The following is a 26,233-nucleotide window of genomic DNA, read 5'->3' as shown; positions in this document are numbered from 1 at the left end:
TGCGCAAATCATGAACACAGACTGACGGCCTCGCATTGCTGCAAGGTTTCTTGAAGCATAATCAGGTTTGTCTGGATATCCACTCGCCAGCATCAGCGAGTGTGGGGATCACTCACTCGAACAGCACTTCAGAGGCCATCTGCGGATACTCGGCCTGCAGCGTGGCCAGGCACTTCTGCATCAGTTCGGCGTCTCTGGGCAAGCGCCTGGCAAAAGCCTCCCAGCCACTGAGCTGCAACTGTCGAGGCATCTGTACAAGTCCGGTGATCGCATCCCAGAAGGCATCCCAGTTACAGCCATACCATTCGGGAAAACCGAGGGAGTCCCTTAACAGGTGATGCAATTGCCTGGCGCTGGTCACCTGGCCCAGATCAATCCTTACCACCCGCACCCGGCTCAATTGAAATGCCCCAGGTAGGTGAGCGTGGCGGTGCTTTGTGGCTGGCGCGAATGGGAGTGATCTGCTGAGCGGCGGTCGCCGTAAATGGCGTTGTCGCCGACGATGATGAAGTGGCTGAAAGCGTCCAGAGACCGGGAACACAATTGCGCTTTCTGCGCCTCGTCGGCCATCAGGCTCTGCACATATTCCAGCGACGCATCCAGCTCGACGAAGTCCGAATCCATGAACCACTCAAGCTCCTGGGCAAGCTGCCAGGACGGATTGCGATCTTCCCAGGCGGCGAATTCGGCAGCACTCGCGCTGGCGGGCGGCTCGGGTTGCCATTGCTCGAAAGCGAACTGGCGGGCGTGCGTTTCGCTTTCGAAGGTGGCGGCGAAGAGGTGGAAGGGGTAGTAGTCTGGATTGTCCATAATCTGCCTTGCGGGCTGGCCGGAAAGGGGCTGCAGGTTACCAGTGATCGGTAGTTAATTTTTGCCGAGTTCGTAGGCACCGATGGCCAAGAGCATAAATGCAAAGCCGGTAAACCCCAGCCAGATTGCAATGATCATCCGGCGCCTGAGCCCTGGCGGCAAATTATCCATCGTGTCTGCATCGAGATGGCCCCTGCGAACATGCAGCTTTGGCCAGATCACCACGCCGCAGGCCGACCATACCAAGTAACAACGCGACTTGAAGCTTGCAGTGCCCCATAGGTTCTTCTGGCGCTCGAACCAGGGGTTGCCTTGTATTGCCTCAATCAAAAGGTCGAAATCACGGCTCAAGGCGACGTAGGCATTCATCGCCATTGCAGATAGCATCAACAGAAAAGGCGTTGATAAAAACACCAGTTGCACGCCGGGCATCCAGGTTCGCGGATCTTCTGTCATGGTTGTGTCCAGTCGTAAATCAAATCGCCCATTAGCTCACCACCTTTACTTAAGCCCAACCCCCCAATTAGCGACCCACCCCCGACCAGAACTATCCCACAAACGGGTACACCCGATCCGGCGCTTGCTACGGCAAACGCACCGCATACGGCGGCGGCAGTAGCGATTCCAGCTTTGGCGCCGAAGGTTCCACCAATAAGCCCACCGGCAAAACTACCCGACGCGGTAAAGCGGATTCTTTTGCACTCATCCGTCTCCCCAACCCGACAAGCATCGCGCACCGTCAGCCATGACGCCGTCCCACCCAGACCAATCCCGACATACCCACCATACTTGAGGTACTTGGCTGTCTTCGCCACCTGCTCCAGATGCGTCGCATAGCCGGGAATCTGCCCGGGCCCGCCGGCACGGCTCCAGTGGTGCACCAGGCTGCGGGTTGAGATGCCCAGGTCCTTGCGCAAACTGTCGTAGCTGCCAAGGTTCAGTTGCTTGTTCAAAAAGGCACTCTTGAGCTGCGTATCAAGCTGCAAGTACAGCCGCCGGCGGGCATTGAAAAAATCCGTGTTGTTCAACCTGCCTGTGCGGCTGAACTCGCGCTGGTGCAGTTGCTCGAGGCTGCGCAAGGTTGCTTCGACCTGGCGCAAGCCTTTTTCCAGCATGTCCTTGCCCACGCCCATGGCCTGGCTCGCCCCGGCGGACAGCCCGGCAATCTCGGCCTGATGACGCATCATGAAATTGGCTTCCTCAGCACTCAGCGCAGCCAGGCTTTCGCGCACCTGCGCGGCGGCTGTCATCAGTTCGGCCTCTTCGCGGGTGCAGGCGCTGGTGATGTCCGGGTCACCGATGACGAAGATTTCCCCGGCTTTAAAGCCTGTGGCAAAGGTCGGGTTAAGCCGCTGCAATCGAGCGATCAGTTGAGGCCCTTGTTGCGCCGTCAGCAGGGCCAGCACCTGGGTGCCTGACATGCTGCGCGGCACGATGTAGAAGCCTGGCTGCAAGGTGGAACTGGTGGCGGTTATCGCCGGAGCAGGGGATAAAACGGAAGAGGGCGTCCTTGTCATGCGCAGGTTCCTTGGGCAAAGAGGCCCGGAACCTAGCACTGGCATTCACGCCTTGATGCACCGCTGGACGGAATCGGAAACGTCCCACGGTAAAATCGGATTCACCTAAAGCCAACGAAAATGTCTGGCCAACAACTAAACCTGCATATTCAACTTTGTCAGGGTGACGTTCTTGAACAGATCATCCTCTATCAATTCCGACACACCGCCTGCAGACATTTTGAACGAGATAAACGCCATGCTCTCGACCGGCACGCGTTGTAACGCGCTAATCAGGAAACTGGCGGCAAAGCCGTGGGTTACGATAATTGCGCATACAACCTCAGCATCCAGCGTTGCGACAAAGTCGTAAATTCGACGTGCGAATTGCCGACGGGTTTCAGCCCCGTCGCAGATGGCATGGTCCATGCGCTCGCCGGGTTTCTCGGCGCAAGGTTTCATGATGCTGTCATGCAGCGCCTGGTCCATGCCCTCATGACTGCCGAACGACATCTCGCGCAACCGTGCGTCGAGGCTTGGCTCAAGCCCCAGGGCATCGGCAACTATTGTTGCGGTCTCTTTACAACGCAGCAGGTCAGAAGAGTAAATTGCCGGGCTTTTTGCAAACCCCTGAGCGGAAAAAAAACTGGCCAGAGCCTGGGCCTGTTCAATGCCTTTAGGGGTTAGCCTGGAATCAAACCAGCCGCCGACAAGGTTATCGATGTGATGTTGCGCCTGTCCGTGGGTAACAATGTAATACCGCTTCATAGGTAGTTCACTTTTCTTCCATTCGTAAGTGTTCGCTGACAGGCCGGCGATTGTGCCAGAACAGGCAGTTTGCAGCGATAAAGCGACGCAAGTACGACGCAACACGGACAAAAAACGCATGCCCCGGACAGATCGCGCAGCGATTCGCCAATCCGGGCTTTTTGCAATATTAAGTCGCAGATCAGCCCGCAATAGTAGCCAGCCCAACGTGACTTCCATGAGGCTGCATCGTGTATCAACGACTGTTGTGTTCGCTGTCCGTTTTGAGCCTGTCCATCGCCGCCGCCCAGGCCGCAGAAGGTGTGCCGCTGGATACCCCGCGCCTGGCGCGTATCGACAACTTTCGCGATATCGCCGGCACCACCCATGCCTATTCCACTGCCCACGACGGCACGATGCGCAGCGGCGTGTTCTACCGCTCCAACGCCCTGACGCCGTCGGCCGCAGACCTGGCCACGCTCAACGGCCTGGGCATCAAGGCGATTTACGACCTGCGCACGCCGGATGAGATTGCCGCCACCCCCGACACCCTGATCGAGGGCGCGCGCTATCGCAACATCGACATCATCGGCAACAACACCTCCGGCGCCGACATCACCCGCGTCAGCTTCACCAGTGCTGCCGATGCCATTGCCATGATGCAGGAGACCAACCGCGCCTTCGTCAACGATGCCGGTATGCGTGGGCAGTTCACCACGCTGTTCAATGAGCTGGCGGCGGGCGATGGTGCGGCGCTGTTCCACTGCACCGCCGGCAAGGACCGCACCGGTTGGACCGCCGCAGTATTGCTGAGCATTGCCGGGGTCGACAGCGCGACGATCATGGACAACTACCTGGCCACCAACGACTACACCGCCGCACGTGTGGCGGCGACACTGGCGCACATGCCGGCGAGCATGGCGGCGATCTATGCGCCGCTGCTGGCAGTGGACGCCAGCTACCTGCAAGCCGGCCTCGACCAGGTCATTGCGCAGTACGGCAGCATGGACAACTACCTCAAGGAGGGCCTGGGCTTGTCTCAGGAGACCCTCTACGTACTGCGGGCCAAGATGGTTTCCTACAACAGCCTGCCCGGCCAGTTGGGCTTGCTCGGCAACGCCGCGGCCGGCGCGCAGCTGTTGCAGCAGTTGCAGGACAGCAGCCTGTCGGGCACCTACAGTGCCTACAACTATTACTTGCAGTCGGCCATCGATGCCGGTGACCTGGCTGGCGTCGAGTCGACCGTCGGCGGCCAGGTGCATGCCGACGCCGCCAGCTACCTGTTGCGCCAGGGCGCGCTGATCGACCGCGCCGCCGCGCCTTACAGCCGCGGCACTGAGCTTAAGGTTGGCCAGTACCGCTTGTGGAGTACTGCCCTGGCCAGCTACCTGGGCACCGACGGTTCAAGCCATGCCGCCAGCAGCAACGAGCACAGCCAGGGCCTGATGATCGGCCTGACCCAGCGCTTTTCCGAGCAGCTCAGCGGCCACGCCGGTTTTGGCTACAGCCGTGGCAATGTCGGCGGCGCGGGTGGCGAGGCGGACACCGACCTGACCTTCTTCAAGGCCGGTGCGCGCTACGCTCCGGCGGGGCTTGAGCGTGGCCTGTTCGTCGATGCCGGCCTCAGTGCCGGCTGGCTCGATTACACCAGTAAGCGCGAGCTTGGCGGTGGGCTGGGCGCGGCCAAGGGCGACAGCCATGGCACCCTCAGCGGCGCCAGCCTGGCCCTGGGCTATCGCATGCCATCCAGTGCCATCACGCTGGAGCCAAGCCTGGGCCTGCGCATCAGTCACCTGGACCTCTCGGGCTTTAACGAAAAAGGCAGCGAACTGGCCCTTGAGGTCGATGGCATCCAGCAAACCCGGCGCAGCGCATTCGCCAACCTCGATGTTGCACTCGGCGCCATTGACCTGGCGGGCTGGCAACTGGTGCCGGGCGTGCAGCTGGGCTACGAGCATGTGCTGGGCGATCACCAGGTCGACAGCCAGGGCCACCTGCTGGGCCTTGACATCGAACAGCGCGCCGCCTTCGACAACCGCGACCAGTTCACTGCCGGGGTCAACCTGATGGTCAGCCTGGGGGCGCTGAGCTTCGCTGCCGAAGCCGGCGCCAGCAGCGGCGGTGACAGCCACGGCGCCAGTGGCAGCCTCAAGGCCAGCTACTTGTTCTGACTGCCAGCCGGGCCAGCCCTGCGCCGCTGGCCCGCGCCGTTGCGCACCTCGGCAGGGCTGACGCCGAAGGCACTGTGAAAGTACTGACAGAACCTGCCGACATTGCTGAAGCCAAACGCCAGCGCCACCTCGGTGACCGACGCCGCGCCGCGTTGGCGCAGTGCATGGTGCGCGTGTTCCAGGCGCAGTTGGCGCTGGTAGGCGACGATCGACAAACCCATGAAACGCCGAAAACCGTCCTGCAAGGCACGCAGGCTGACGTTGCACATTCGCGCAAGCTCGGTGCCGCTGACCTGGCTGTGCGGATGGGCCTGAAGGTACTCGATGGCCAGCTTCACATGTCGCGGCGCGATCATCGGCGCCGGGCGCTGCAGGGCCTGGCTGAAGTTGTGCGGCCAGATTTCGAGCAGCGCATCGACGAGCATTTCCTGCAGGCGCGCCGGCATCAGCGCCCCGGCGTGCAGCAGCAGGTCGAACTGGCTGCCGGTGGCCAGCTCCACCAGGGCCCTGATGCCCTGCAGGTGGGTCAGCGGCACCACAGGCTCAAAATACAAGCTGCCGAGAATCGGCTTGCCCAGCAGCGTTGCCAGCCGCTCGGTAAACAACGCCCGGCGGATCGAGATGCCGCACTGGTCGTGATCATCCATCAAGCGCATCGCGCGCACATGGGCCTTGTCGATCGCCAGGCCCATGTGCCGAAAACCCGCCGCGTGACGATCGGGGTTAAGGATCAGGGTGCCGGAGGAGGGAATGACGAAGGTGATTTCATCCTGGGACTCGGGAAAACGGAAGGTGAAGTCACCGCGGTAGTGCATGCGCCGAAAGCTCACGCCGTCATGGCGGCCATAGACGCCACCGATGCTGATGTTACCGGGCAGCGGTGGGGTATCGGCGTACAGGTTGCCGAACAGGCTGCTGAACACTGCACCGAAGTCGTCGCTGTGCATGCTGTCTGAGCGCAGGATGATCTGTTTGCGGGTCATGCTTGAGTACACCTTCTGGGTCACCTGGCGTGCGAGAGGTTTCGGGGCAGCAAAACATCAACAGGCTAGCAGCTGAACGTGACAGCGGCGTGACCCATATGGGGGATATCAGGGCGCTTTACTCAGGGCTGGCCAACCATTTGTCGGACATAATGCACTTTTGCCACCACGCTCTGGCCAGCCCGTTTTTCCCTGCTTAACTGATCTGGGCTGCCAGGCAGGCAGTTATGCGCCCAGGGAGGGTTTCATACCCGTTGCACCTCGGTAAACCTTGCCCAACCGGGCATGGCCGTGCCGGACCGCAGCGTCTTCGCCGCAGGCAATCTGCGCGTGACGCCAGCGCGGAGGTCGCAACGCCGTTCGCCTGCATCCAACTGTGCGCCAAGGAAGTCGCCCGCCAGAAACAGCCCACGCGCTTGTTTCCACTCATTGTTTGCAATGGAGGCACCATGACTGACTCACTACAAGCACCCGTAATAGGACTCTTCCCCCTGTCCTACGTCATCGGCAGCGATGCACCCGGCGCTCAGCGCCTGATTCTCGACCTGCTGGTGCATCCGTCTGACCGTACCCTGCGCGGCAGCGCCCAGCTTACCCAGGCCACCAACCCGCCGCTGGACCTGCACCTGGACGTCTGGGGCACCTACAGCTATCAGCTGTTCCTGCCGCCGAGCCCGAGCAATATCCTCATCACCCTGCAAGGTAACCACGGCGGCCCGACGGCTAATTCGCCGATCATCTTCAGCCTGCACCTGGCAGTGGGCTCGGACTGGCAGAAAGGCCAGGCCGGTTACCGCTACCTGAATAACCAGGGGCAATGGATCGTGGTCGAGGCGCCAGCGCACCGCGAAGACACCCGTATCAAGGCCTTCGGAAATCAGGACATCCAGGCGCTATTGCACACCGCGACCCTGGAGGCGGCCATTGCCACCGGCGATGTCGCCCACCTCAAGGCCCTGGCGGCCGGTGATGCGGGCGCAGCCCTGAACACCGCCATCGATTCGACCAAGAGCGCTTCCGGCAAAGCCGGCAAGTCCAGCCGCGCCTGACCAGACAAGGAGTCGTACCATGCCCGCAATCGGACTGTTCCACACTCGTCTCAACGTACGCACCGGCCTGCTCGGCGCCCCCGTGCTGACCCTCGATCTGTTGGTCAATACCGTGCACAAGAAGATCACCGGCGTGGCCAGCATCTTTGCTGCCACCTACCCGCCGCTGAACTTCCATGCCGATGTCTGGGGGGATTATTCGGACCTCAAGCTCGGCCTCAAAGGTGAGGGCCATATTGTTATCAACCTCACCGGCAGCCCCAGCGGCCCGTTCAGTACCCTGGAGCAGACTTTCCATCTGCACGCAATCCTCGACGCCAAGTGGGCCAGCGGCACCGCCAGCTATCGCTACCTGCGCCTGGATGGCGGCGGCTGGCAAGTGGTAGCGCATGCCAACGTACGCCAGGCACCGACCGAGACCCACCAGAGCCAGAAGGACGTCAGCGAACGTAGCCGCAGCCGCCTGCAGGCGGCGATTGGTCAGCTGGAAAATGCGTAAACCCGTGTGAGAAAGGAGGTGGTCCGGGAGCCCGGGCTGCCTTTCTCGCGCTTGCAATGGTTGTGGGATTTAGGCTAGATCGACGTTGAATCTGTTTCACTGACAGGGTTGGTCCATGCCGCTGAGCTTCCACAAGATGCACGCCAATGGCGATGACTTCGTTATCGTCGACGGGCGAAACGCAGCCAACCCGATTACCGGCGACATTGCCCGACGACTGGGGGACCGCAGTCGCGGTATCGGCTTCAATCAGCTTGCGCTGCTGCTCGATTGTGAGGACGCTGCGGCGCGCCTGATGTTCTGGAATGCCGATGGCTCCACGCTGGACGTTTGCGGCAGCGCAACACGGGGCGCTGCGCAGATGTTGATGCGCGAAGCGAACACTACCTCGATCACCTTGCGTACCAACCGTGGGCTACTGACATGCGAGCGAACGGCAACGGGCGCCATTGCCGTCAGCATGGGTGTGCCTCTGTTCGGCTGGGCGGATGTTCCTCTGAGCGAAGCAATGGACACGCTTGAATTGCCTCTGGCTGGGGCCCCCAGTGCCTGCAGCATGGGCAACCCGCACTGCAGTTTTTTTATCGATGACCTGGCGGCCATCGACCTCGTGGCCCGCGGCCCGAGCATCGAAACCCACGCGCTGTTCCCGCAACGGACCAATGTGCATTTCGTCCGGGTCATTGACCGCAGGCACATTCGCTTGCGTATCTGGGAGCGTTGGGGCGGCATCCCGTTGGGGTCTGGGTCCTGTTCCTGTGGCGCGGTGGTCAACGGCATCCGTCGCGGTCTGCTGGACCCTTGCGTGGAGGTGGAGTGTGATGGCGGGACGGTCACCGTGCAATGGGAGGGCGCCGGCCCGGTTATTCTCACCGGGCCGGTCACCTTGAGCTATTCGGGCGTAGTTGCAGAGGGCATTTTGGCGGCCTGCCGCGACGGTAGCTGAGCTTCAGCCAATTCCGAATAGCGTTTTGAACACTTTGCCCAGGGCCTGCGCCTGGCGGGTTTGCCCGAGTAATTGCGTCAGGCACAAGACTTCCCGGCGAAAACCCGGATAATGGCGGCCAAATCGTTTTGCTCGTATGGTATTCCCGCATGGAAATCAAGGTTAACTTTCTCGACAACCTTCGACTTGAAGCCAAGTTCGATGACTTCACGGTGGTGGCCGATCAACCGATCCGCTACAAGGGCGATGGCTCGGCACCGGGGCCGTTCGACTACTTCCTGGCTTCGTCGGCCCTGTGCGCGGCGTACTTCGTCAAGCTGTACTGCCAGACCCGCGATATCCCCACCGACAACATCCGCCTGTCGCAAAACAACATTGTCGACCCGGAGAACCGCTACAAGCAGATCTTCAAGATCCAGGTCGAGCTGCCGGCCGATATCAGCGAGAAGGACCGCCAGGGCATCCTGCGTTCCATCGACCGCTGCACGGTGAAAAAGGTGGTGCAGACCGGCCCCGACTTCGTCATCGAAGAAGTGGAAAACCTCGACGCCAACGCCCAGGCCCTGCTGATGCTCGACCCGTCCTCGGACACCAGCACCTTCATCGCCGGCAAGGACCTGCCACTGGAGCAGACCATCGCCAACATGTCGGGGATTCTCGCCGGCCTCGGGATGAAGATCGAGATCGCCTCGTGGCGCAACATCGTGCCCAATGTCTGGTCGCTGCACATTCGCGATGCGCAGTCGCCGATGTGCTTCACCAACGGCAAGGGCGCCACCAAGGAGGGCGCGCTGGCCTCGGCGCTGGGCGAGTTCATCGAGCGGCTCAACTGCAACTTCTTCTACAACGATCAGTTCTGGGGCGAAGACATCGCCAATGCCGAATTCGTCCATTACCCCGACGAGCGCTGGTTCAAGCCAGGCCGTAAAGATGCGCTGCCGACGGAGATCCTCGACGAATACTGCCGCGAGATCTACAACCCTGACGGCGAGCTGTGCGGTTCGCACCTGTACGACACCAACTCGGGCAATATCGAGCGTGGCATCTGCTCGCTGCCGTTTGTGCGCCAGTCCGACGGCGAGGTGGTGTACTTCCCCTCCAACCTGATCGAGAACCTGTACCTGAGCAACGGTATGAGCGCCGGCAACACCCTGGCCGAGGCCCAGGTGCAATGCCTGTCGGAGATCTTCGAGCGCGCGGTCAAGCGTGAAATCCTCGAAGGCGAGCTGGCCCTGCCGGACGTACCGCAGGAGGTGCTGGCCAAGTACCCGGGCATTCTCGCCGGTATCCAGGGCCTGGAAGAGCAGGGCTTCCCGGTGCTGGTCAAGGATGCCTCGCTCGGTGGCGCCTTCCCGGTGATGTGCGTGACCTTGATGAACCCGCGCACTGGCGGCGTGTTCGCCTCGTTCGGCGCCCACCCAAGCTTTGAAGTGGCGCTGGAGCGCAGCCTCACCGAGCTGCTGCAGGGCCGCAGTTTCGAAGGCCTCAACGACCTGCCGCAGCCCACCTTCGAAAGCCACGCGGTGACCGAGCCGAACAACTTTGTCGAGCACTTCATCGACTCCAGCGGTGTGGTCTCGTGGCGCTTCTTCAGCGCCAAGGCCGACTTCGAGTTCGTCGAATGGGACTTCTCTGCCGAGGGTGAAAACGCCAACGCCGAAGAAGCCGCGGCGCTGTTCGGCATCCTCGAAGACATGGGCAAAGAGGTGTACATGGCGGTGTACCAGCACCTGGGTGCCACCGCCTGCCGCATCCTGGTGCCGGACTATTCGGAAATCTACCCGGTGGACGACCTGATCTGGGACAACACCAACAAGGCGCTGTTCTTCCGTGAGGACATCCTCAACCTGCACCGCCTGGATGACGAGCAACTGCAGTCGCTGGTCGAGCGCCTGGAAGAAAGCGAGCTTGATGATTACACCGACATCACCACCCTGATCGGCGTCGAGTTCGACGACAACACCGCCTGGGGCCAGCTGACCATCCTCGAGCTGAAGCTGCTGATCCACCTGGCCCTGCAGCAGTTCGAGCCGGCCAAGGAGCTGGTCGAAACCTTCCTGCAGTTCAACGACAACACCGTCGAGCGCGGCCTGTTCTACCAGGCGGTGAACGTGGTGCTCGAAGTGGCCATGGACGACGAGCTGGAGCTGGCCGATTACGAAGCCAACTTCCGCCGTATGTTTGGCAACCCGCGCATGGACGCGGTGCTCGGCTCGGTGGACGGCAGCGTGCGCTTCCATGGCCTGACGCCGACCAGCATGAAGCTCGAAGGCCTAGACCGTCACCAGCGTCTGATCGACAGCTACAAGAAACTGCACGCGGCGCGGGCCAAAGTGGCCAATTTGTCGCGCTAAAAGGCGCCAGCAAAAACAGCACCTTCGGGTGCTGTTTTGGTTTATGCGCACAGGTTATAGCCATGTAGCCAACCGGTCTTGCCGCTCAAACGCCGGCGCTTGCCGCAGGCGAGGGTTGGCGTTTAGCTGAGCGTTCGTGTGAACAACCTCATCAGGTGCAGACCATGAGCACACCCCTGGATTTGCATGCGTTAAAGGCGCGCCAGCAGGCGGCGTGGGCCAGCGGCGACTACGCGGTGATTGGCACCACCTTGCAACTGGTTGGCGAGCGCCTGGCCGAAGCCTGCGACCTGCGCTGGGACGAAAAGGTCCTGGATGTCGCCGCCGGCAACGGCAATGTCACCCTGGCCGCCGCCCGCCGTGGCTGCCAGGTGACCTCCACCGACTACGTGCCCGAACTGCTCAAGCGCGGCGAGGAGCGCGCCCGGGCCGAGCACCTCAACGTGGCCTTCCAAGTGGCCGATGTCGAAGCCTTGCCGTTTGCCGATGGCGCCTTCGACGCCGTGGTCTCGACCTTTGGCGTGATGTTCGCCCCCGACCAGGCGCAGGCGGCCAGGGAACTGGGTCGCGTATGTCGTTCGGGCGGGCGCATCGGCCTGGCCAACTGGACCCCGCAAGGTTTTATCGGGCAGATGTTCAAGACCCTCGGCCGTCACGTGCCGCCACCGGCCGGTGCACAACCGCCGTCGCGCTGGGGCGATGAAGAGCAGTTGCACAATTTGTTCGGCGACGACATCGGTGCGATCAAGGTCAGCCGCGAACACTTCAACTTTCGCTATCGTTCGCCGGCGCACTTCATCGACGTATTCAGAACCTGGTACGGGCCGGTGCACAAGGCGTTTGCCTCGCTCGACAGCGACCAGGCCCGCGCGCTGGAAAGCGACTTGACCCAACTGCTGAACGACAACAACGTGGCGGGAGGTGCATCGCTGGTGGTACCGAGCGAGTACCTTGAGGTGGTCATCAGCCGCCGCTGAAATCATCGCGGGTCCTGCGCGCAAGCTGTGGGAGCGGGCCTTGCCCCGCGAAACGGTCGGTTGTGTTGTTTCATGGCCGAGCAAAGCAAAACCAGTAGTAGTAAATGAATGAGAAGTATTACCATGCACGGCTTTCCTTAGCTGCCAGGAGATCCCGTCCATGCCCCCGTCCAGCCCTCACGATGTTGGCGCGCTGTATCTGCAGCATCACAGCTGGGTGGTGGCCATGCTGCGGCGCAAGCTGGGCAATCGCGAGCAGGCGCTGGACCTGGCCCAGGACACCTTCGTAAAGCTTCTGCGCAGCGAGGTGCCGCCACTGCTGCGCGAGCCGCGGGCGTACCTTGGCACCATCGCCAGCCGCCTGTGCCTGCAGCATTTTCGCCGCCAGGCGCTGGAACGTGCCTACCTGCAAAGCCTGGCTCAGCTTGAGCCGCAGCATCAGCCCTCGGAAGAAACCCGGGTGCTGGTGCTCGAGGCGCTGGACGCCGTCGGCCAGGTGCTCGATGGCCTGGCCAGCCGGGTGCGGGAGGTGTTTTTGCTGTCCCAGCTCGATGGCCTGACCTACCCGCAGATTGCCGAGCGCCTGGGCCTGAGCGTCAATGTCGTGCAGAAGGCCATGCTCAAGGCCTATCGGCATTGCTACGCTGCCGTGCACGGCGAATGAAGCCGATGCCCGCAGCCGAGCCGCGCCTTGACCCGCACGTTCTGGAACAGGCGATGCTGTGGATGGTGCGCCTGCAATCGGGGCTGAGCTGCGATGCCGAGCAACTCGCCTGCCAGCGCTGGCGCCAGGAAAGCGCGGCCCATGAACTGGCCTGGCAGCGGCTCAGTGGTATCGGCCAAGGCCTGCGAGAAGGCACCTGCGGTATGTCGGCGGCGGGGGCGCGCAGCCTGCTTGAGGCGCGTTCGCTGCCTTCGCGCAGGGCCGTCCTCAAGAGCCTTGTCGCCGGTGGCGTACTGATCGCCAGTGGCTACGGGGTACAGCAGCGCAGTGTGCTGCCGGGCCTGTTCAGCGATTACGCCACTGCCACCGGCGAGCGCCGCAACTGGACCCTGGCCTCGGGGCTGGCGCTGCAACTGGATACCCGTAGCGCCCTGGACAGTGATTTGCTCGATGGCGTCCGGGTGCTGACTTTGAACCGTGGGCGGGTATTGCTGGAGGTGGGGCAGGGCACCAGCGTCAGCCTGCGCACGGGCGAGGCCCGAGTACGGCCAGCGGCACTGTCGCGCCTGGTGGTCAGCCGACAATCCAGCGCGACGCTGGTGCAGATGCTCAAGGGCACAGCGCAGGTCGAGCATGGGCAGGGCTCAGGCTTGACCCTGCAGGCCGGCTGGCAACAGCTTTACAGCAGCACCCGGGCCGGGCCGTTGCTGCCACTGGCAGCGGGCGCGCAGGCCTGGACCCAGGGCCTGCTGGTGGCGCAGCGCATGCCGCTGGCCGAACTGCTGGCCGAGCTCGACCGCTACCGCCCCGGCGTGCTGCGTTGCGATCCGCAGGTTGCCGGGCTGCAGGTCAGCGGCTCGTTCTCCCTTGATCAACCCGATGCCAGCCTTGAGCTGATCACCCAGGTGTTGCCGGTTCGCGTGCAGCGGCTGCTGGGTTACTGGGCCAGCGTTGTACCGGCCTGAAATAATGTTCATTGGCGTTGGCAGGTTTTCTTGCTTCGCGCATCAAGACAAGGGAAAGCGCTGAACAGCCAGCGCCATGCCCACCTCTGCTCTCCAAGGACTGTCTCGATGCGTTGTCGCCTTACCCCCCTTGCCACTGCCGTTCGCGCCCTGATGCTAGGTGTTACCCTGGTCACCTTCAACCCAACCGTAATGGCTGCCCAAGCGAGCGCGGAGCAGGCCGGTATGCGCAGTTATGACATCGCCCCGGGGAGCCTGGACAGCGTGCTCGGCCAGTTTGGCCAGCAGGCCGGGGTGATGGTCGCGGTGGACTCGCAGGTGTCCAACGGCCTGCACAGCCCCGGGCTGCGCGGCCAGTTCGCCGTCGACCAGGCACTGGCGCAAGTGCTGGCCGGCACCGGCCTGCAACCTGTGGTCATGGGCCAGGGACGTTACCGGTTGATACCCCGCGCCGCGGATGCCGGTGCCCTTGAGCTGGGAGCGACCAGTGTCAGCGCCGCCGGCCTGGGCGCCACCACCGAAGGCACGGGCTCCTACACCAGCGGCTCGACCAGCACGGCAACCAAGATGAACCTGTCGATCCGCGAAACACCGCAATCGATCAGTGTCGTCACCCGCCAGCGCATGGACGACCAGCAGCTGCGCAACATGTCCGATGTGCTCAACCAGACCCCCGGCGTGACCATGTCCCAGGACGGCGGCGAGCGCTTCAACATCTATTCGCGCGGCAGCGCCATCAACACCTATCAGTTCGACGGCGTCACCACCTACCAGGAAAACCAGACCCGCACCATGCCCAGCACCCTGCTGGACATGGCCATCTACGACCGGGTAGAGGTGGTGCGCGGTGCCACCGGGCTGATGACCGGGGCGGGCGACCCCAGCGGCGTGGTCAACGTCATCCGCAAGCGCCCGACCCGCGAGTTTCAGGGTTATGTGCAAGGCGGCATCGGGTCGTGGGATTTCAAGCGCCTGGAGGCAGATGTCTCCGGGCCGCTGACCCCCACCGGCAACCTGCGTGGGCGCATGGTGGCGGCCAAGCAGCTCAACGACACGTTCATGGACTGGTACCAGCAGGACCGCGACATTCTTTACACAGCGCTCGAAGCCGACCTCAGCGACACCACCCTGGTGCGCCTGAGCATCGATCACCAGCGCTACCGGCCCACCGGCGGCCAGGGGGTGCCGATCCTGTTCAGCAACGGCCAGCCAACGGATTTCTCCCGTGATGCCAGTTCCGGCGCGCGCTGGGCGTCAGATCGCTTCGACACCAACAACTACAGCCTGGCGCTCGAACAGCAGTTGGCCAACGACTGGCAGTTGAAGGTCGCGGGTACCTTCATGGATGTCGATCGCGACACCCGTAGCGGCTCCTACCAGAGCTCTACCGGCATGTCGTACATCACCCCCGAGGGCAATGCCACCATCAGCCAGGGCTGGTCCGAAGCCACCCAGCACCAGAAAGCCGTCGATGCCACCTTGCAGGGGCCATTCGAGCTGTTCGGGCAAACCCATGAACTGATCGTCGGTGCCAACTACCTCGACTACGTCAACCACCACTACGCCACCAGCGGGCGTTCGGCCATCGTCGACTTCAATACCTGGAACAACGAACTGCCCAAGCCCGACAAGGACAGCTTCGCCCCGGCGCTGGACTACGACGTCGACACCCGCCAGAGCGGCTACTTCGTTGCCGGGCGCTTCAACCTCAGCGACAGCCTGCACCTGATCCTCGGCGCCCGGGCCAGCAACTACCGCTATCACTACTATTCCAAGAGCCTGGCTTCCGGTTACGTGCTGGACTACAGCATGACCGAACGCGGCGAAGTCACGCCCTACGCCGGGGTGGTCTATGACCTGACGCCCGAGCAGTCGATCTATGTCAGCTACACCGATATCTTCAAGCCACAGTCGAGCCAGGACCGCAGCGGCAAGGTGCTGGAGCCGGTGGTCGGCAAAAACTATGAACTGGGCTGGAAGGGCGAGTTCTACGACGGCCGCCTCAACGCCAACGTCGCCGCCTACGTGATCAAGCGCGATAACGTCGCCGAGCTGGATGCCGGCTACACCGTGCCGGGCACCGACCAGGACGCCTACCGCGCGGTCAGCGGGGCCAAGACCAAGGGCGTTGACCTGGAACTGGCCGGCGAGCTCGCCCCGGGCTGGGAGCTGCAAGCGGGCTTCAGCCACTCGCGCACCGAAGACGCCGAAGGCCAGCGCCTGACCAGCCAGCTGCCGCTGGACACCTTCCGGCTGTGGACTACCTACCAGCTACCCGGCCAATGGCAGCGCCTGACCCTCGGCGGCGGCGCCAGCTGGAACTCCAGCAACTCGCTGTACTTCAGCCGCTACAACAGCCGCGTCAGCCAGGATGACTACGCGGTGTTCAACCTGATGGCGCGCTACCGGCTCAGCGATCATCTTTCCACCACCCTCAACCTCAACAACCTGCTGGACGAGAAGTACTACGCCGGGTTTTCCGGCAGCTACGGGCACTACGGGCCGCCGCGCAATGTGATGATGAATGTGCGTTACGACTTCTAGCCTGCCCTTACAGCCTGATCGTATCGACGACCGCGCCGCTGAAGAAGTCCACGATCTCCAGCCGATGGGTCAACAGCCGATCACCAAACCAGTCGGCAGCAAGCCGGCCGGGCGGGCCTTTGTGGCGGACCACTGTGGTTTCGGTCAGGCCGCTGTCGGCGGCGAAGACGATGTCTTCGCCCCAGTTCGAACGCTGGGTCGAGGCGATCGGCAGGCACAGGTGGCTGGCGGATTCATTGAACAGGATGTTCCCGGCCCCTATCTGGCCGTATTCGCCGATGTCCCGGGACCACACTGTTGCGCCGTTGCGATCGCAGCACAGCAGCCGGTTGTTTTCGCCGGTGACGAACAGGTACTGGCCATCACGGGAAAAGCGCAGGCTTTTGACCTTGGCGTCCAGCTTCAGGGTGACCTTGGCAATTTCGCCAGTGGCGCAGTCGACGGTCAGCAGCGTATTGCCGGCACGCTCGTCGGGCGCCCAGAGTTTGCCTTGCACAGGGTCGATAGAGCCAAACCTGGCATCGACATCACGGGCGATCGGCTCGCTGCATTCACCGCTGTCGAGGTCGATGATCACCGGGCGTTTTTTCTCGTTGCCGACACCGACCAGCGCGTACCGGCCGCTGGGGTCCAGGTGCGACCAGTACGCCAGGAACCTGTCGGTTTCATGCAGCGCCGTGCGATCTTCAAGAAAGCTCAGGCGCGAGCGACTGGCGCCACGCACCACCCGCCAATCGGTGCCTTGCAGGGCCATGCGCCGGCCATCGTGGGAGATGTCGCAAACCCTGTCGTCGGCCTGGGTACCGACGGGGTGGGTCAATGCACCGGTGTCCGGATCGTACTGGGTCAGGCAGGCGGGGCGAATACTGTCGCTTTTATCGAAGAACACCAGGCGGCGGGGTACATCAATGTACATTGCAACTCCGAAGGCCATTGGGCAAAGAGGCGCAAGGATAAAGCGTGTGCCGGCTGTATGGCGAGCGCTGTGCACTCGATCGCGGGTCGAGCCCGCTCCCACTGGTCCGGGGTGCACAGATCCATTGTGGGAGCCGGTTTTGCCGGCGATGAGGCCAGTGATGTCACGGCTATTGCTGGGGATCCTGCGGGCGGATCAGCGCCGGATCGGACTGCAACTGCCACTGGCTGCGTTGCGACTGCAGCTGTGCCTCCAGGATCGATACGCCGCGGTCACGCTGGGAGATGCGCTCGCGTTCGAACAGGTCAGTGAGCAGGCCAAGCAGGTTGCGTGATTCGGAGACCGACGCCGGTGTGCTCACGTCGCTTTGCAGCACGCCATCGGCGTAAGAGCGCACACGTTCATTGCGACTAGCCTGCTGGCTGACGCTGGCTTCGACCAGGCTGTTTTTGTCGTAGCGCAAGCGCGTGCTGGTGCTCGATTGGTCGCTGACCTCGTGGTAACGGTAGTTCTGCGTCGCCAGGGCGTCGACCAGCGCCATCTGCGGGTTGAGGCTGGTGTGGTAGGCGGCCGACAGGTTCGCTTGCTGATCCTGTTGCACCGCGCGGTTCGCCGGCGACGCACCACTGATCGTGGTTGACTGGGACACTTTGTAGTCGAAGCGATCCAGCTCGGTGGGGCGCAGCGGGTTGGGCTGCTGGCTGGTCTGGCTGATCGAGGCACTGAAGTCGGCCAGGCCACTGAGCAGGGCGGTGTCTTTGGCTGCCAGCAGCGGGATGCTGCCGGTCGCTGGCCTGGCGATATCGTCGGCGCTGTTGAGCTGAACGAAGGCGTCCTTGAGCAGGCCCACCAGGTTCTCGTCGCCTTTGCCGCGGCTCTGCGCCGCATCGAACTGGCTCAGGTAATTACTGATCGCCGCCTGGCGCTGGGCGCTTTTACCCAGCAGCGAAGTGTCACGGGTATCGAGGTTCAGTTGCACGTTACCGGCCGGGCCCTGCAGGCTGAGCTTGCGCGCGCTGTCATCCAGGGTCAGGTCGAACGTCAGCTGCTGGCCATTTACCGTGTCCAGCTTGGCGTTCATCTGCAGCGCGCTGAACAGGGTCGGGTCGAGCGTGGCCAGCTTGCCCAGTTGCAGGCGTGGTGGTTGCTCGCTCAGGCCGTTGATGGCGCCCTGGAAACTTTCGGCCAGCGACGCCAGGCCCTTGAGCTCATCGCTGCTGAGCTGGCCGCCCTGTACGTCGGCGCTGACCGCCAGGCCTTGCTCATTGCTGGCCAGGGACAGGTTCACGGTGGCACCGGAAGCGGTGGTCAAGCTCAGGTTTACCGCATTGGCCGGGTGCTGGCGCAGGTTGTTGCTCTGCACCTTGAGTGCTTCGGCGCTTGGCTGGGCGCCGTCGGCGAAGGCGAACACCGATTGCGTAAACGACTGGCCGCCGTTGGCTACCAGTTGATTTACCAAGGCTGCGCCGAGCCCGTGGAAGCGCGAACCGATAGCGCTGGCCTGAACACCCACCATCATGTTCATGCTCAGCTTGTTCAGGTTGTCGTTTTCCAGCACATAGCGCAACGGCACCGCGAGGGTCCCGCGCGACGAATAAGTCGCTGTATCTTCGCTACGAGGGCTTTGGCCCAGGTTGACGGAGGTACTGGGCGGCGTCGCGAGCTGATCGGTGCGACTGCTGACAGCGTTGGCCGGTGTCGCCTGGGGGGCGGCGTATGCAGGGGCAATGCGCAGTCCTGCGTTGATTGTGGTCATGCTCGGTACCCGTAGATTCCATTCTTGTTCAAGGGTATCGGCGGTGAACTCCCAAGCTTGAGCGCGTGTAGGAGCGAGCCTGGCCCGCAATCCCGTTCAGTTGTCGCCCGGCACGTTAACGACGATAGTAGCGGCGGTCGTCCTCGTAACGGTAACGCATGGCCCGGTCATGGTGGCGCTCCCAATAACGATGGCGCTCGGCCTCGCGTCGGGCTTGCTCCCTGCGCCATTGTTCTCTGCGCCAGTTTTCCCGGCGCCAATCATCCCTGCGGTCGTGCCAGCGGTGGTCATCGCGGTAGCGGTCGTCATGGGCCAGCAATGGCCCAGGCTGTTGCTCGGTCATGCTCGCCAGGCTCGGCCAGGGGCTTGGTGCAGGTTGCACAGCGCGGGCTTCGGGGGCCAGCAGCGGGGTGGACGTCTTCATCTGAGTGGCTGATGCCGAGCCCGCTGCCGCGAGTGCGAACAGGGCAGCGAGCAGCATCCGTGGGGCATGGAGTTTCATGAGCGAAGACAACCTCTGAATGACCATTGAACGTATCCCAATAGACCGGTAAACAGAGAAAAGTTCTATGGCTGCGCGGCTAAAGCGCTGGCGTATGATGCGCAGCCCTCTTTGCCGACAAGGATATCGCCATGCTCCCCAACAAGGCTTGCGCCGTGGTTGTTGCCGCCACCCCGAACCCCAGAATCCTCTTGTTTCGTCATCCGCTGGCGGGTGTGCAGCTAGTAAAGGGCACGATTGAACAAGGCGAAACGGCGGGCCAGGCAGCGCTGCGGGAACTGGCCGAAGAGTCTGGCATCAATGCCGCGACCCTTGCCGATGATCTTGGCTGTTGGGACGCCGGGCATCTGGGGCAGGTCTGGTCGTTCCACCTGTGCCAGGCGAGCGGACCTTTGCCGGAGCAATGGACGCATCAGACGCTTGACGACCACGGCCACAGGTTCGAATTCTTCTGGGCTGCGCTCGAGCATTTGCCCCTTGCCGATTGCCATCCGGTCTTTCAGCGCGCGCTGCAGTTTTTATCGGCAAGCCTGAAAGCGCGCGGTCATTGGGCAGGCGAACAGCCGTTGCAGGACGATATACTCCGCGCCATTGATTGATGCTCAAGAGAACGTTATGCGCCAGGTTTTGCTTATCGTAGATGTCCAGTCCACCTTCAGCCCGCCCGAGTGGCTGGTCGATGGCGTGCGGGCGTTGTCAGAACGGATCCTGACGATTGCCTCGGTCGAGTTGCACGATGAGCAGGTGACGCCGTTTGAACAGCAACTCGGCTGGCATCCTGCGGCCGAAGACGAAAGCCTGGTCGAGGCCGATAAAGTGTTTATCAAGCACGGTTACGGGCAGACCGCTGAAACCATCGAGTACATCAAGCAACTCGGCGTCGAGCGCGTGCTGGTGTGCGGCATCCAGACCGAAACCTGCGTGCTCGCCGCCGGCTTTGCGCTGTTCGATGCCGGGCTCTCGCCGACGTTGGTGACCGACCTTACGGTGGGCTCATCGCTGGACCGCTCGGGGCAGTTGGGCATCAGTCTGTGGAAGCATCACTTTCGTCAGGTTACGACCCGGGCAGAGGTGATTGCTGAGCTTGATGCTTGAGTCTGTAGCAGTAGTCGTTGCCTATGCTTCGGGATACGCAGCTCTCACTCTGAAGGCGTGACAATAGCTTCACTGGCCTCAGCTTCCAGTTTCAACCGGTCAGCCTTGCTGATGTATTTAGGCTTGCTCTTGGGCGCCAGTTTGGCGCTGGCCTTTTTCGCGTGGGCCTTTAACAGCTGCTTGATTTTCTTTTGACGGTTCACGTTGTCACTCGACTGGTAATTGCTTGAGAGCTACCCGCTGCGCGGCGCGGTGCTTCTTGATCCGGTACATATCGCCATCGGCATGGCTGAGCAGGGTATCGGCATTCTCCGCGTCCTGAGGGTAAAAGGCTACGCCGACACTGCACGACGGCATCGAGACAGCGCCGAACCCGGCGCCCAGCGGCTCGGCCATGGCCGCGAGAATCTGCCCCACCTTGGCGTAGACGGCATCCTGCGATGCGATACCCGGCAACAGCACGGTGAATTCATCGCCACCAATCCGCGCCACCGTGCCAACCTCGCGCACACAGTCTTCCAGGCGCCGGGCAATCATGCAGAGGATGCGGTCACCCATGGCATGCCCATGAACATCATTGATCCCCTTGAAATCATTGACGTCGAGAAACAGCAACGCCAGTGCGCTTTGCTGGCACTGCGCCGTGCGAACGGCCGACTCCAGCCGATCATTGAACAGCGCGCGGTTGCTCAGTGCCGTCAACGAATCATGATGGGCCAGAAAGCGTAACTCCGCTTCGGCCTCGTGCAGCGCTGTCACGTCCCGCGCCACACCGATGCGCGCACCCACCTCCTCGGACCAGAACGCCGCCCAGAGGATGTGCACGATGCCGCCATCCTTGCGGATGTAGCGGTTACGAAAATCGACGTGGGATTGGCCGTTCATGACCCGGACAATGGAGGCCTTTGTCACAGCAAGGTCATCAGGATGAATGTAGTCGGTGATCGGCGTGCCGGTCAGCTCGCCAGCGCGGTAACCCAGCAGCGCCTCGCAGGCATCACTGACAAAGACAATCTGGTGATCCCTGTCGACCACGAAGACCGTGTCCAGCATCAGGTGGATCAGTTTCGGGTACAGCGCTTGGAGGTCAACGGGCATAGGCTGGCACGTCCGGTGGGTGTCGGTGAATCGTAGCGCGATCGCCGCATTGCTAGTGCAGTTACGCTGCGCTTGCCAGCGTTTGTACATCAACCCTGGGCGGCTAGAAAAGCCCCGACGCTGTCTTCGAGCAAGGCCACCAGCTCCGGGTCCATGTACTGAAAATCGTCGGGAATATCCAGGGTATGGAGCGGCTTGTGTTCAAGCAGCCGCGCGTACTGCGCCTGCAGGCGATTGTGGTGCTTGCGTTCCATGACAAAAATCACATCGGCCCAGCGAATGTCTGCCGGGCCGATGGGTTTGCGCGCATTCGGGCTGGTGCCCGCCGACCGGGCATCGAAGCCTGGGCGGCGGCGCCAGAGCGCTTCTGCGGTAGGGCTGCGCCACTGGTTGCGGCTGCAGACGAACAGGAGGTTAGTCACTCTTGATCCAACAGTTGGCGGGTTGAGCGAACGGGATAGCTCAGGCCGAGCTGGCGTGCCCGTAGCAACTTGTCGCCACGGGTGTAGAGCAGCTTCCAGTTCTTCTCAGGCTTGAACAGCAGCGGGTCTGGCGCTTTGCTCTTGCCGTTTTTGCGGGCCTGTGAACGTCTCCAGGCGCGGGTTCTTTGCATGATCATTTCCTCGTGAGTACCGGGTTCAGCAGCCGCGGTAATACGAGTTGGGCTTATAGTAAGCGCGAATCAGCGTTGCGGCTAGCTAGTCGCTGGTTTTCATGCAGGAGCGGGCTTGCCCCGCGATCAGGCCAGCCCAGCCAGCACATAAGGCGGCGCCTGGATTACGACCGCTTCGCGCTCGATCGCGGGGCAAGGCCCGCTCCCACAGGCCCCAATACACCTCTCTAGCGTAACGGCACGTAGATATCCGTCTGCCACTGCGCCTGCGGCGTCTCTGGATACACGCTCAGGTAATGAAAAAATAGCGGCTGATCGCGCAGCTCCTCACCACTGTCCGGCAACCAGTCGCGATAGATCGGATAGATGGATTCACCAATATGGTCGGGCGAACCCACATGCCGCACCACGGCATAGCGCCCGCCAGCAATCAGTCGTTCGTGCACGCCGGCTTCATTCGCCGCCACCGCCTCGTCGATCTCGCCACAAATGGCGAAGCGAAAATCTTCCGCCGGCGTGGTATCGGGGTTGCCATAGGGGATGCCAAAAGTGCGGCTCGACGCCACCGGCGACTGCCCGCTGGCCTTGCGCCAGGCAATGAACCGGTTCACGCTCTGGCTGACCTGCGCGGGCGGCCCGCAGTGCTCCAGCGCCGCGACCCGGGTTTGCGCAAACTCGACAATACGTACCTGCATGATGACGCTCCTGGAAAAGTGAGGGATAGCGAACACCGCATTCCAGGCCTGCCAGTTCGGCTGCCGGCGAAAGCCGCTCGGCGACATCCCCAGCGCCCGCCGAAACGCCCGGCTGAACGCCTCGGGGCTTTCAAAACCTGCCGCGAGGGCGGCCTCCAGTACCGAAAGATCTGCATTGGCCGCCAACCGGTGCGCCGCCTGGCGCAAGCGCATCAACTGCACATAGCGCGAGACCGGCACGCCGACGTACGCCGTGAACTGGCGGTGAAAGTGAAACACCGAAAAGTTCGCCACCTGGCTCAGGGTTTTTACCGACAGATCACCCTCGAGGTTGGCGTCGATGTAGGCCAGTACAGCGCTGAAGCGCAGGGTGTAGGCGGCGTTGGGCGGCAGGTCGGGCACGGCTTCAGGCTCTTGGAAGTACGGTCGGCATAGAATCGACTATACGCGTATGGCGGTGCCTAGCCGGGTTTGCTGATCTTCGTGCAACCTATGCTGAGTCACTGCTTGTAGCGCAGCATTCATCTCAATTTATCAATAAAAAAATCATATAAATCAATAAATTAACCACCTGGCACAACCATTGCGAAGCCCCCCGTCTCTTTCCCCCTTGTGGAACATTGACGTTCATGACCGCTCCCTTCGCCCGCGTGCCCCTGTTACTGGCCATCGCCGCAGCCTCGCCCACGCTCCCCGGCTTCGCCGCCGAGCCAGCCCCCGAAGCCCTGCCGACTGTTACCGTCACCGCGCAAAAGCGCGAAGAGTCGGTGCAGGACGTGCCCTCGGCCATCTCTGTGGTCAGCGCCAGACAGATCGCCGACAGCGGCGGCGGTTTCAGTGCCGGCAAGGCGTTGCAGAACGTGCCCAACGCCATCGCCCCGGAGTTTGCCGGGCACCAGCGGCCGCGCTGGTACATTCGTGGCATGGGCTCGGGGGATATGGCCTCGACCACGGTTTACCCGGTGGGCATCTACACCGATGACGTGTACATCGACCCTCACGTAGCCACCGGTTTTCCGCTCTACGACATGGAGCGCGTCGAGGTGCTGCGCGGGCCGCAGGGCACACTGTGGGGCAAGAACACCACCGGCGGGGCGATCAACTTCGTTTCGCGCAAGCCGGATTTCGAGAGAGCCAACGGTTACTTCAAGCTCGACCTGGGCAACTACAACTCGCGCCTGTACGAAGGTGCCTATGGCGATACGCTGATCGACAACAAGCTGGCCGCACGGGTGGCGTTTGTCGACCAGAGCGCCGATGGCCAACTGGAGAACCAGGTCGATGGCCACACCGTCGGCGATATCCACGACCAGGCCCTGCGCCTGCAGTTGCTGGCGCAGATCAACGACGACCTGCAGGCCACCCTGCAATTGCATGGCCGCGACTACACAGGCCAGGGCATTGCCACCCGCGCCTGGGGGGCGGGGCCGGGCGGCAGCACGCTGTTTGGCCCGGCACCCAAGCCGGATACCGATGAGGCCGCATTTACCGGCAAGGCCGAAGACCGCATCGAGCACAACGGTGTGCAGCTGGCGCTGAAGTGGGACCTGGGCGACCTGCAACTGGATTCGATCACCGCCTTCGACGATATTCACGAAAAAGCTGAAAGCCCGAACATGAGCATCTACGAGTTCGGCCGCGGTTTTAACGATGACCGCTGGAAGCAGGTGTCCCAGGAGTTGCGCTTGTCTTCGGCGAAAAACCAGCCGCTCAGCTGGATCGTCGGCACCCATCTGTTCCATGAGCAGCTCGACAGCCGCAACGACAACGGCCTGTTGCCCAAGCCCTACAATCAGGCCTTTGGCGTGGCCGATTATGGCCGTACCGATATCGACCAGCGCACCGACAGTTTCGCGATTTTCGGCAGCAGCACCTGGCAGGCCACTGACAACCTGAGCCTCACCGCCGGCCTGCGCTGGACCCGCGAAACCAAGGACATCGACCTGCACCGCGTCGCCGCGCCAGATGCCGACGGGGTCAGCTACAGCAGCGAACGCGACTGGTGGAAGCACTATAGCGGCGACCTGGTGACCCGCGTTGAACAGGACGAAAAGCGCACCTGGAACAAGCTAACCTACGACTTCACCCCCGAGTACCAGCTCAATGACAACGCGCGGGTGTATTTCCGTTATGCCAAGGGCTTTCGCTCCGGTGGTTTCAGCGGCGGTGCGCAGGTGCAGGCCGAGGCCTCGGTGGTGGCGCCGGAGAACGTCGATGCCTATGAACTGGGAGTCAAGAGCGAGTGGTTCGATGAGCGCCTGATCGCCAACGCCAACGTCTTTTACTACGACTACTCGGATATCCAGGTCAACGCCGTGTCGGTGCGCGACGGGCAGGTGGTGTCGCTGCTGACCAACAGCGGCCAGGGGGTGATTCGCGGCGCCGAGTTCGAGCTGCAGGCCTTGCCGTTCAGCAACCTGGAGCTGCATGGCTCGCTCGGCTTGCTGCATACCGAATTGCAGGACTTCGAGTCGGGTGGGGTGGATTACTCCGGTAACCGCATTGCCCGCTCGCCGTCGCGGACCCTGGCGGTGGGCGGCAGTTACCGGATACCGCTGGAAAATGGCGATGAAGTGCGCCTGGGCACGGTCTGGCGCTACCAGAGCCGGATCTTCTTCCTGCCCACGGCGCAGCAGGATCACAGCGTGTCCCAGGGCGGCTACACCCTGGGCAATGCCAGTGCCACTTATCACCTGGGCGGGCGCTATGACCTGGACCTGACCGCTTACGTGAACAACCTGACTGACAAGCAGTACAAGACCGACAGCGTGCCGCTGCCGTTTGATATTGCCTGGGATGCGCGCGGGGATCGGCGTACCTTCGGGGTGAGTGCGACTACGCGGTTTTGAGCCGGGGCTGCCGGCCTCATCGCTGGCAAGCAGCTCCCACAGGGTGCGATGACCATCGGTCGGGCTTGCGTGCAAGCCTGTCGATCCACCCCCGGCCCAATCGACCATCCTGCACATACCCCACGTGCAGGAGTGCCCCCATGTCCTATGTAGACGGTTTCGTCCTCGCAGTCCCCACCGCCAACCGCGACACTTTTAAAAAGCACGCCGAAGCAGCAGCCGTAGTGTTCAAGGAATGCGGTGCCTTGAAGGTCATCGAATGCTGGGGCGACGATGTGCCGGATGGCAAGGTCACCTCGTTCCCCATGGCCGTGAAGCTCAAGGGCGACGAGACGGTGGTGTTTTCCTGGATCCTCTGGCCGTCGCGCGAGGTGCGCGATGCCGGGATGCAGAAAATGATGCAAGACCCGCGCTTGCAGCCGGACAAGAATCCGATGCCGTTTGATGGCATGCGGATGATTTTTGGTGGGTTCAAGATTCTGGTGGAAGCTTGAGGTTTTTGGG

27 protein-coding genes are annotated in these 26,233 nt (G+C 62.3%); 13 read left to right on the top strand and 14 right to left on the bottom strand.

Annotated features, from left to right (window positions below):
* Positions 1–112: 112 nt before the first annotated feature.
* From ACIOVF_RS02185 to ACIOVF_RS02165, 5 genes are all read right to left on the bottom strand, one after another.
* Positions 113–385: a barstar family protein gene (locus tag ACIOVF_RS02185; RefSeq protein ID WP_309475670.1), complete on the bottom strand. Its 273-nt coding sequence runs from the start codon at positions 383–385 to the stop codon at positions 113–115.
* An 11-nt stretch (positions 386–396) separates the two neighbouring features.
* A complete protein-coding gene (locus tag ACIOVF_RS02180; protein ID WP_401287126.1) occupies positions 397–810 on the bottom strand; it encodes a hypothetical protein in 414 nt (137 codons plus the stop codon).
* Between the two features lie 54 nt (positions 811–864).
* Complete coding sequence (locus ACIOVF_RS02175; protein WP_195884497.1) at positions 865–1,266, bottom strand: hypothetical protein; 402 nt, start codon at positions 1,264–1,266, stop codon at positions 865–867.
* The gene (locus ACIOVF_RS02170; RefSeq protein ID WP_401287123.1) at positions 1,263–2,327 is read right to left on the bottom strand and encodes a hypothetical protein; all 1,065 of its coding nucleotides are present in this window, start codon (positions 2,325–2,327) and stop codon (positions 1,263–1,265) included. Before ACIOVF_RS02170 ends, ACIOVF_RS02175 begins: the two co-directional genes overlap by 4 nt.
* A gap of 135 nt (positions 2,328–2,462) precedes the next feature.
* Positions 2,463–3,293: a histidine phosphatase family protein gene (locus ACIOVF_RS02165; protein ID WP_401287120.1), complete on the bottom strand. Its 831-nt coding sequence runs from the start codon at positions 3,291–3,293 to the stop codon at positions 2,463–2,465.
* 11 nt (positions 3,294–3,304) lie between these two features.
* Between ACIOVF_RS02165 and ACIOVF_RS02160 the strand changes: the two genes are divergently transcribed.
* The gene (locus tag ACIOVF_RS02160; RefSeq protein WP_401287118.1) at positions 3,305–5,224 is read left to right on the top strand and encodes a tyrosine-protein phosphatase; all 1,920 of its coding nucleotides are present in this window, start codon (positions 3,305–3,307) and stop codon (positions 5,222–5,224) included.
* Here the strand turns inward: ACIOVF_RS02160 and ACIOVF_RS02155 are convergent.
* Positions 5,212–6,207 (bottom strand): AraC family transcriptional regulator, encoded by a 996-nt coding sequence (locus ACIOVF_RS02155; protein ID WP_401287115.1) that lies wholly within the window; start codon positions 6,205–6,207, stop codon positions 5,212–5,214. The two genes, ACIOVF_RS02160 and ACIOVF_RS02155, sit on opposite strands and share 13 nt — an antisense overlap.
* A 449-nt stretch (positions 6,208–6,656) precedes the next feature.
* Between ACIOVF_RS02155 and ACIOVF_RS02150 the strand changes: the two genes are divergently transcribed.
* From ACIOVF_RS02150 to ACIOVF_RS02115, 8 genes are all read left to right on the top strand, one after another.
* Positions 6,657–7,256 carry a DUF1842 domain-containing protein gene (locus ACIOVF_RS02150; RefSeq protein WP_045194165.1) on the top strand — a complete coding sequence of 200 codons (600 nt, stop codon included), beginning with the start codon at positions 6,657–6,659 and terminating at the stop codon, positions 7,254–7,256.
* A gap of 19 nt (positions 7,257–7,275) precedes the next feature.
* Positions 7,276–7,755: a DUF1842 domain-containing protein gene (locus ACIOVF_RS02145; RefSeq protein ID WP_052676466.1), complete on the top strand. Its 480-nt coding sequence runs from the start codon at positions 7,276–7,278 to the stop codon at positions 7,753–7,755.
* 115 nt (positions 7,756–7,870) lie between these two features.
* Positions 7,871–8,701, top strand: a complete 831-nt coding sequence (gene dapF, locus ACIOVF_RS02140) for a diaminopimelate epimerase (protein ID WP_045194163.1) — start codon at positions 7,871–7,873, stop codon at positions 8,699–8,701.
* Positions 8,702–8,850: 149 nt separating this feature from the next.
* Positions 8,851–11,055, top strand: a complete 2,205-nt coding sequence (locus tag ACIOVF_RS02135; protein ID WP_045194161.1) for an OsmC domain/YcaO domain-containing protein — start codon at positions 8,851–8,853, stop codon at positions 11,053–11,055.
* Positions 11,056–11,219: 164 nt separating this feature from the next.
* Complete coding sequence (locus ACIOVF_RS02130) at positions 11,220–12,032, top strand: class I SAM-dependent methyltransferase (RefSeq protein ID WP_045194159.1); 813 nt, start codon at positions 11,220–11,222, stop codon at positions 12,030–12,032.
* A gap of 160 nt (positions 12,033–12,192) precedes the next feature.
* Positions 12,193–12,696, top strand: a complete 504-nt coding sequence (locus ACIOVF_RS02125) for a sigma-70 family RNA polymerase sigma factor (protein WP_045194157.1) — start codon at positions 12,193–12,195, stop codon at positions 12,694–12,696.
* Positions 12,693–13,661 carry a DUF4880 domain-containing protein gene (locus tag ACIOVF_RS02120; RefSeq protein ID WP_401287108.1) on the top strand — a complete coding sequence of 323 codons (969 nt, stop codon included), beginning with the start codon at positions 12,693–12,695 and terminating at the stop codon, positions 13,659–13,661. Before ACIOVF_RS02125 ends, ACIOVF_RS02120 begins: the two co-directional genes overlap by 4 nt.
* A gap of 108 nt (positions 13,662–13,769) precedes the next feature.
* A complete protein-coding gene (locus ACIOVF_RS02115) occupies positions 13,770–16,205 on the top strand; it encodes a TonB-dependent siderophore receptor (protein ID WP_401287105.1) in 2,436 nt (811 codons plus the stop codon).
* A gap of 7 nt (positions 16,206–16,212) precedes the next feature.
* On the opposite strand, the gene ACIOVF_RS02110 is transcribed toward ACIOVF_RS02115, so the two are convergent.
* From ACIOVF_RS02110 to ACIOVF_RS02100, 3 genes are all read right to left on the bottom strand, one after another.
* Entirely contained in the window at positions 16,213–17,121 is a 909-nt protein-coding gene (locus ACIOVF_RS02110) for a YncE family protein (RefSeq protein ID WP_401287101.1), read from the bottom strand.
* Between the two features lie 169 nt (positions 17,122–17,290).
* Entirely contained in the window at positions 17,291–18,877 is a 1,587-nt protein-coding gene (locus ACIOVF_RS02105; protein ID WP_401287098.1) for a hypothetical protein, read from the bottom strand.
* A gap of 115 nt (positions 18,878–18,992) precedes the next feature.
* A complete protein-coding gene (locus ACIOVF_RS02100) occupies positions 18,993–19,379 on the bottom strand; it encodes a hypothetical protein (protein WP_123566267.1) in 387 nt (128 codons plus the stop codon).
* Positions 19,380–19,510: 131 nt separating this feature from the next.
* Here ACIOVF_RS02100 and ACIOVF_RS02095 point away from each other — a divergent pair, with 131 nt between their 5' ends.
* Together ACIOVF_RS02095 and ACIOVF_RS02090 are read left to right on the top strand one after the other, a co-directional pair.
* On the top strand, positions 19,511–19,978 hold the full coding sequence (locus ACIOVF_RS02095) for an NUDIX domain-containing protein (RefSeq protein WP_093381448.1): 468 nt from the start codon (positions 19,511–19,513) through the stop codon (positions 19,976–19,978).
* 16 nt (positions 19,979–19,994) lie between these two features.
* Positions 19,995–20,474, top strand: coding sequence for an isochorismatase family protein (locus tag ACIOVF_RS02090; RefSeq protein WP_045194144.1), 480 nt, complete (start codon positions 19,995–19,997; stop codon positions 20,472–20,474).
* A gap of 44 nt (positions 20,475–20,518) precedes the next feature.
* Here ACIOVF_RS02090 and ACIOVF_RS02085 read toward each other — a convergent pair whose 3' ends face one another.
* The 5 genes from ACIOVF_RS02085 to ACIOVF_RS02065 all read right to left on the bottom strand — a co-directional run bounded on the left by ACIOVF_RS02085 (position 20,519) and on the right by ACIOVF_RS02065 (position 23,282).
* A complete protein-coding gene (locus ACIOVF_RS02085) occupies positions 20,519–20,677 on the bottom strand; it encodes a DUF2986 domain-containing protein (protein ID WP_082075383.1) in 159 nt (52 codons plus the stop codon).
* Positions 20,678–20,681: 4 nt separating this feature from the next.
* Entirely contained in the window at positions 20,682–21,572 is an 891-nt protein-coding gene (locus ACIOVF_RS02080) for a diguanylate cyclase domain-containing protein (protein WP_401287093.1), read from the bottom strand.
* Between the two features lie 89 nt (positions 21,573–21,661).
* Positions 21,662–21,994: a low molecular weight protein tyrosine phosphatase family protein gene (locus ACIOVF_RS02075; protein WP_401287090.1), complete on the bottom strand. Its 333-nt coding sequence runs from the start codon at positions 21,992–21,994 to the stop codon at positions 21,662–21,664.
* On the bottom strand, positions 21,991–22,185 hold the full coding sequence (locus ACIOVF_RS02070) for a hypothetical protein (protein WP_401287087.1): 195 nt from the start codon (positions 22,183–22,185) through the stop codon (positions 21,991–21,993). Before ACIOVF_RS02070 ends, ACIOVF_RS02075 begins: the two co-directional genes overlap by 4 nt.
* A 227-nt stretch (positions 22,186–22,412) precedes the next feature.
* Positions 22,413–23,282, bottom strand: a complete 870-nt coding sequence (locus tag ACIOVF_RS02065) for a GyrI-like domain-containing protein (RefSeq protein WP_401287084.1) — start codon at positions 23,280–23,282, stop codon at positions 22,413–22,415.
* A 227-nt stretch (positions 23,283–23,509) separates the two neighbouring features.
* On the opposite strand from ACIOVF_RS02065, the gene ACIOVF_RS02060 reads away from it, so the two are divergent.
* Positions 23,510–25,729: a TonB-dependent receptor gene (locus ACIOVF_RS02060; RefSeq protein WP_401287082.1), complete on the top strand. Its 2,220-nt coding sequence runs from the start codon at positions 23,510–23,512 to the stop codon at positions 25,727–25,729.
* A gap of 140 nt (positions 25,730–25,869) precedes the next feature.
* Positions 25,870–26,223, top strand: coding sequence for a DUF1428 domain-containing protein (locus ACIOVF_RS02055; protein ID WP_045194137.1), 354 nt, complete (start codon positions 25,870–25,872; stop codon positions 26,221–26,223).
* Positions 26,224–26,233 lie beyond the last annotated feature (10 nt).

This window comes from Pseudomonas sp. NPDC087612 (genome assembly GCF_044743505.1).
Lineage (GTDB): Bacteria > Pseudomonadota > Gammaproteobacteria > Pseudomonadales > Pseudomonadaceae > Aquipseudomonas.
This window is presented reverse-complemented; position numbering and strand designations above follow the sequence as displayed.

Coding starts and splice junctions, on each gene's coding strand:
- ACIOVF_RS02125 (WP_045194157.1), top strand. CDS start 12,193: ATGCCCCCGTCCAGCCCTCACGATGTTGGCGCGCTGTATCTGCAGCAT.
- ACIOVF_RS02120 (WP_401287108.1), top strand. CDS start 12,693: ATGAAGCCGATGCCCGCAGCCGAGCCGCGCCTTGACCCGCACGTTCTG.
- ACIOVF_RS02070 (WP_401287087.1), bottom strand. CDS start 22,185: ATGCAAAGAACCCGCGCCTGGAGACGTTCACAGGCCCGCAAAAACGGC.
- ACIOVF_RS02090 (WP_045194144.1), top strand. CDS start 19,995: ATGCGCCAGGTTTTGCTTATCGTAGATGTCCAGTCCACCTTCAGCCCG.
- ACIOVF_RS02105 (WP_401287098.1), bottom strand. CDS start 18,877: ATGACCACAATCAACGCAGGACTGCGCATTGCCCCTGCATACGCCGCC.
- ACIOVF_RS02080 (WP_401287093.1), bottom strand. CDS start 21,572: ATGCCCGTTGACCTCCAAGCGCTGTACCCGAAACTGATCCACCTGATG.
- ACIOVF_RS02115 (WP_401287105.1), top strand. CDS start 13,770: ATGCGTTGTCGCCTTACCCCCCTTGCCACTGCCGTTCGCGCCCTGATG.
- ACIOVF_RS02135 (WP_045194161.1), top strand. CDS start 8,851: ATGGAAATCAAGGTTAACTTTCTCGACAACCTTCGACTTGAAGCCAAG.
- ACIOVF_RS02130 (WP_045194159.1), top strand. CDS start 11,220: ATGAGCACACCCCTGGATTTGCATGCGTTAAAGGCGCGCCAGCAGGCG.
- ACIOVF_RS02150 (WP_045194165.1), top strand. CDS start 6,657: ATGACTGACTCACTACAAGCACCCGTAATAGGACTCTTCCCCCTGTCC.
- ACIOVF_RS02165 (WP_401287120.1), bottom strand. CDS start 3,293: ATGGAAGTCACGTTGGGCTGGCTACTATTGCGGGCTGATCTGCGACTT.
- ACIOVF_RS02095 (WP_093381448.1), top strand. CDS start 19,511: ATGCTCCCCAACAAGGCTTGCGCCGTGGTTGTTGCCGCCACCCCGAAC.
- ACIOVF_RS02170 (WP_401287123.1), bottom strand. CDS start 2,327: ATGACAAGGACGCCCTCTTCCGTTTTATCCCCTGCTCCGGCGATAACC.
- ACIOVF_RS02180 (WP_401287126.1), bottom strand. CDS start 810: ATGGACAATCCAGACTACTACCCCTTCCACCTCTTCGCCGCCACCTTC.
- ACIOVF_RS02145 (WP_052676466.1), top strand. CDS start 7,276: ATGCCCGCAATCGGACTGTTCCACACTCGTCTCAACGTACGCACCGGC.
- ACIOVF_RS02100 (WP_123566267.1), bottom strand. CDS start 19,379: ATGAAACTCCATGCCCCACGGATGCTGCTCGCTGCCCTGTTCGCACTC.
- ACIOVF_RS02060 (WP_401287082.1), top strand. CDS start 23,510: ATGACCGCTCCCTTCGCCCGCGTGCCCCTGTTACTGGCCATCGCCGCA.
- ACIOVF_RS02175 (WP_195884497.1), bottom strand. CDS start 1,266: ATGACAGAAGATCCGCGAACCTGGATGCCCGGCGTGCAACTGGTGTTT.
- ACIOVF_RS02055 (WP_045194137.1), top strand. CDS start 25,870: ATGTCCTATGTAGACGGTTTCGTCCTCGCAGTCCCCACCGCCAACCGC.
- ACIOVF_RS02110 (WP_401287101.1), bottom strand. CDS start 17,121: ATGTACATTGATGTACCCCGCCGCCTGGTGTTCTTCGATAAAAGCGAC.
- dapF (WP_045194163.1), top strand. CDS start 7,871: ATGCCGCTGAGCTTCCACAAGATGCACGCCAATGGCGATGACTTCGTT.
- ACIOVF_RS02155 (WP_401287115.1), bottom strand. CDS start 6,207: ATGACCCGCAAACAGATCATCCTGCGCTCAGACAGCATGCACAGCGAC.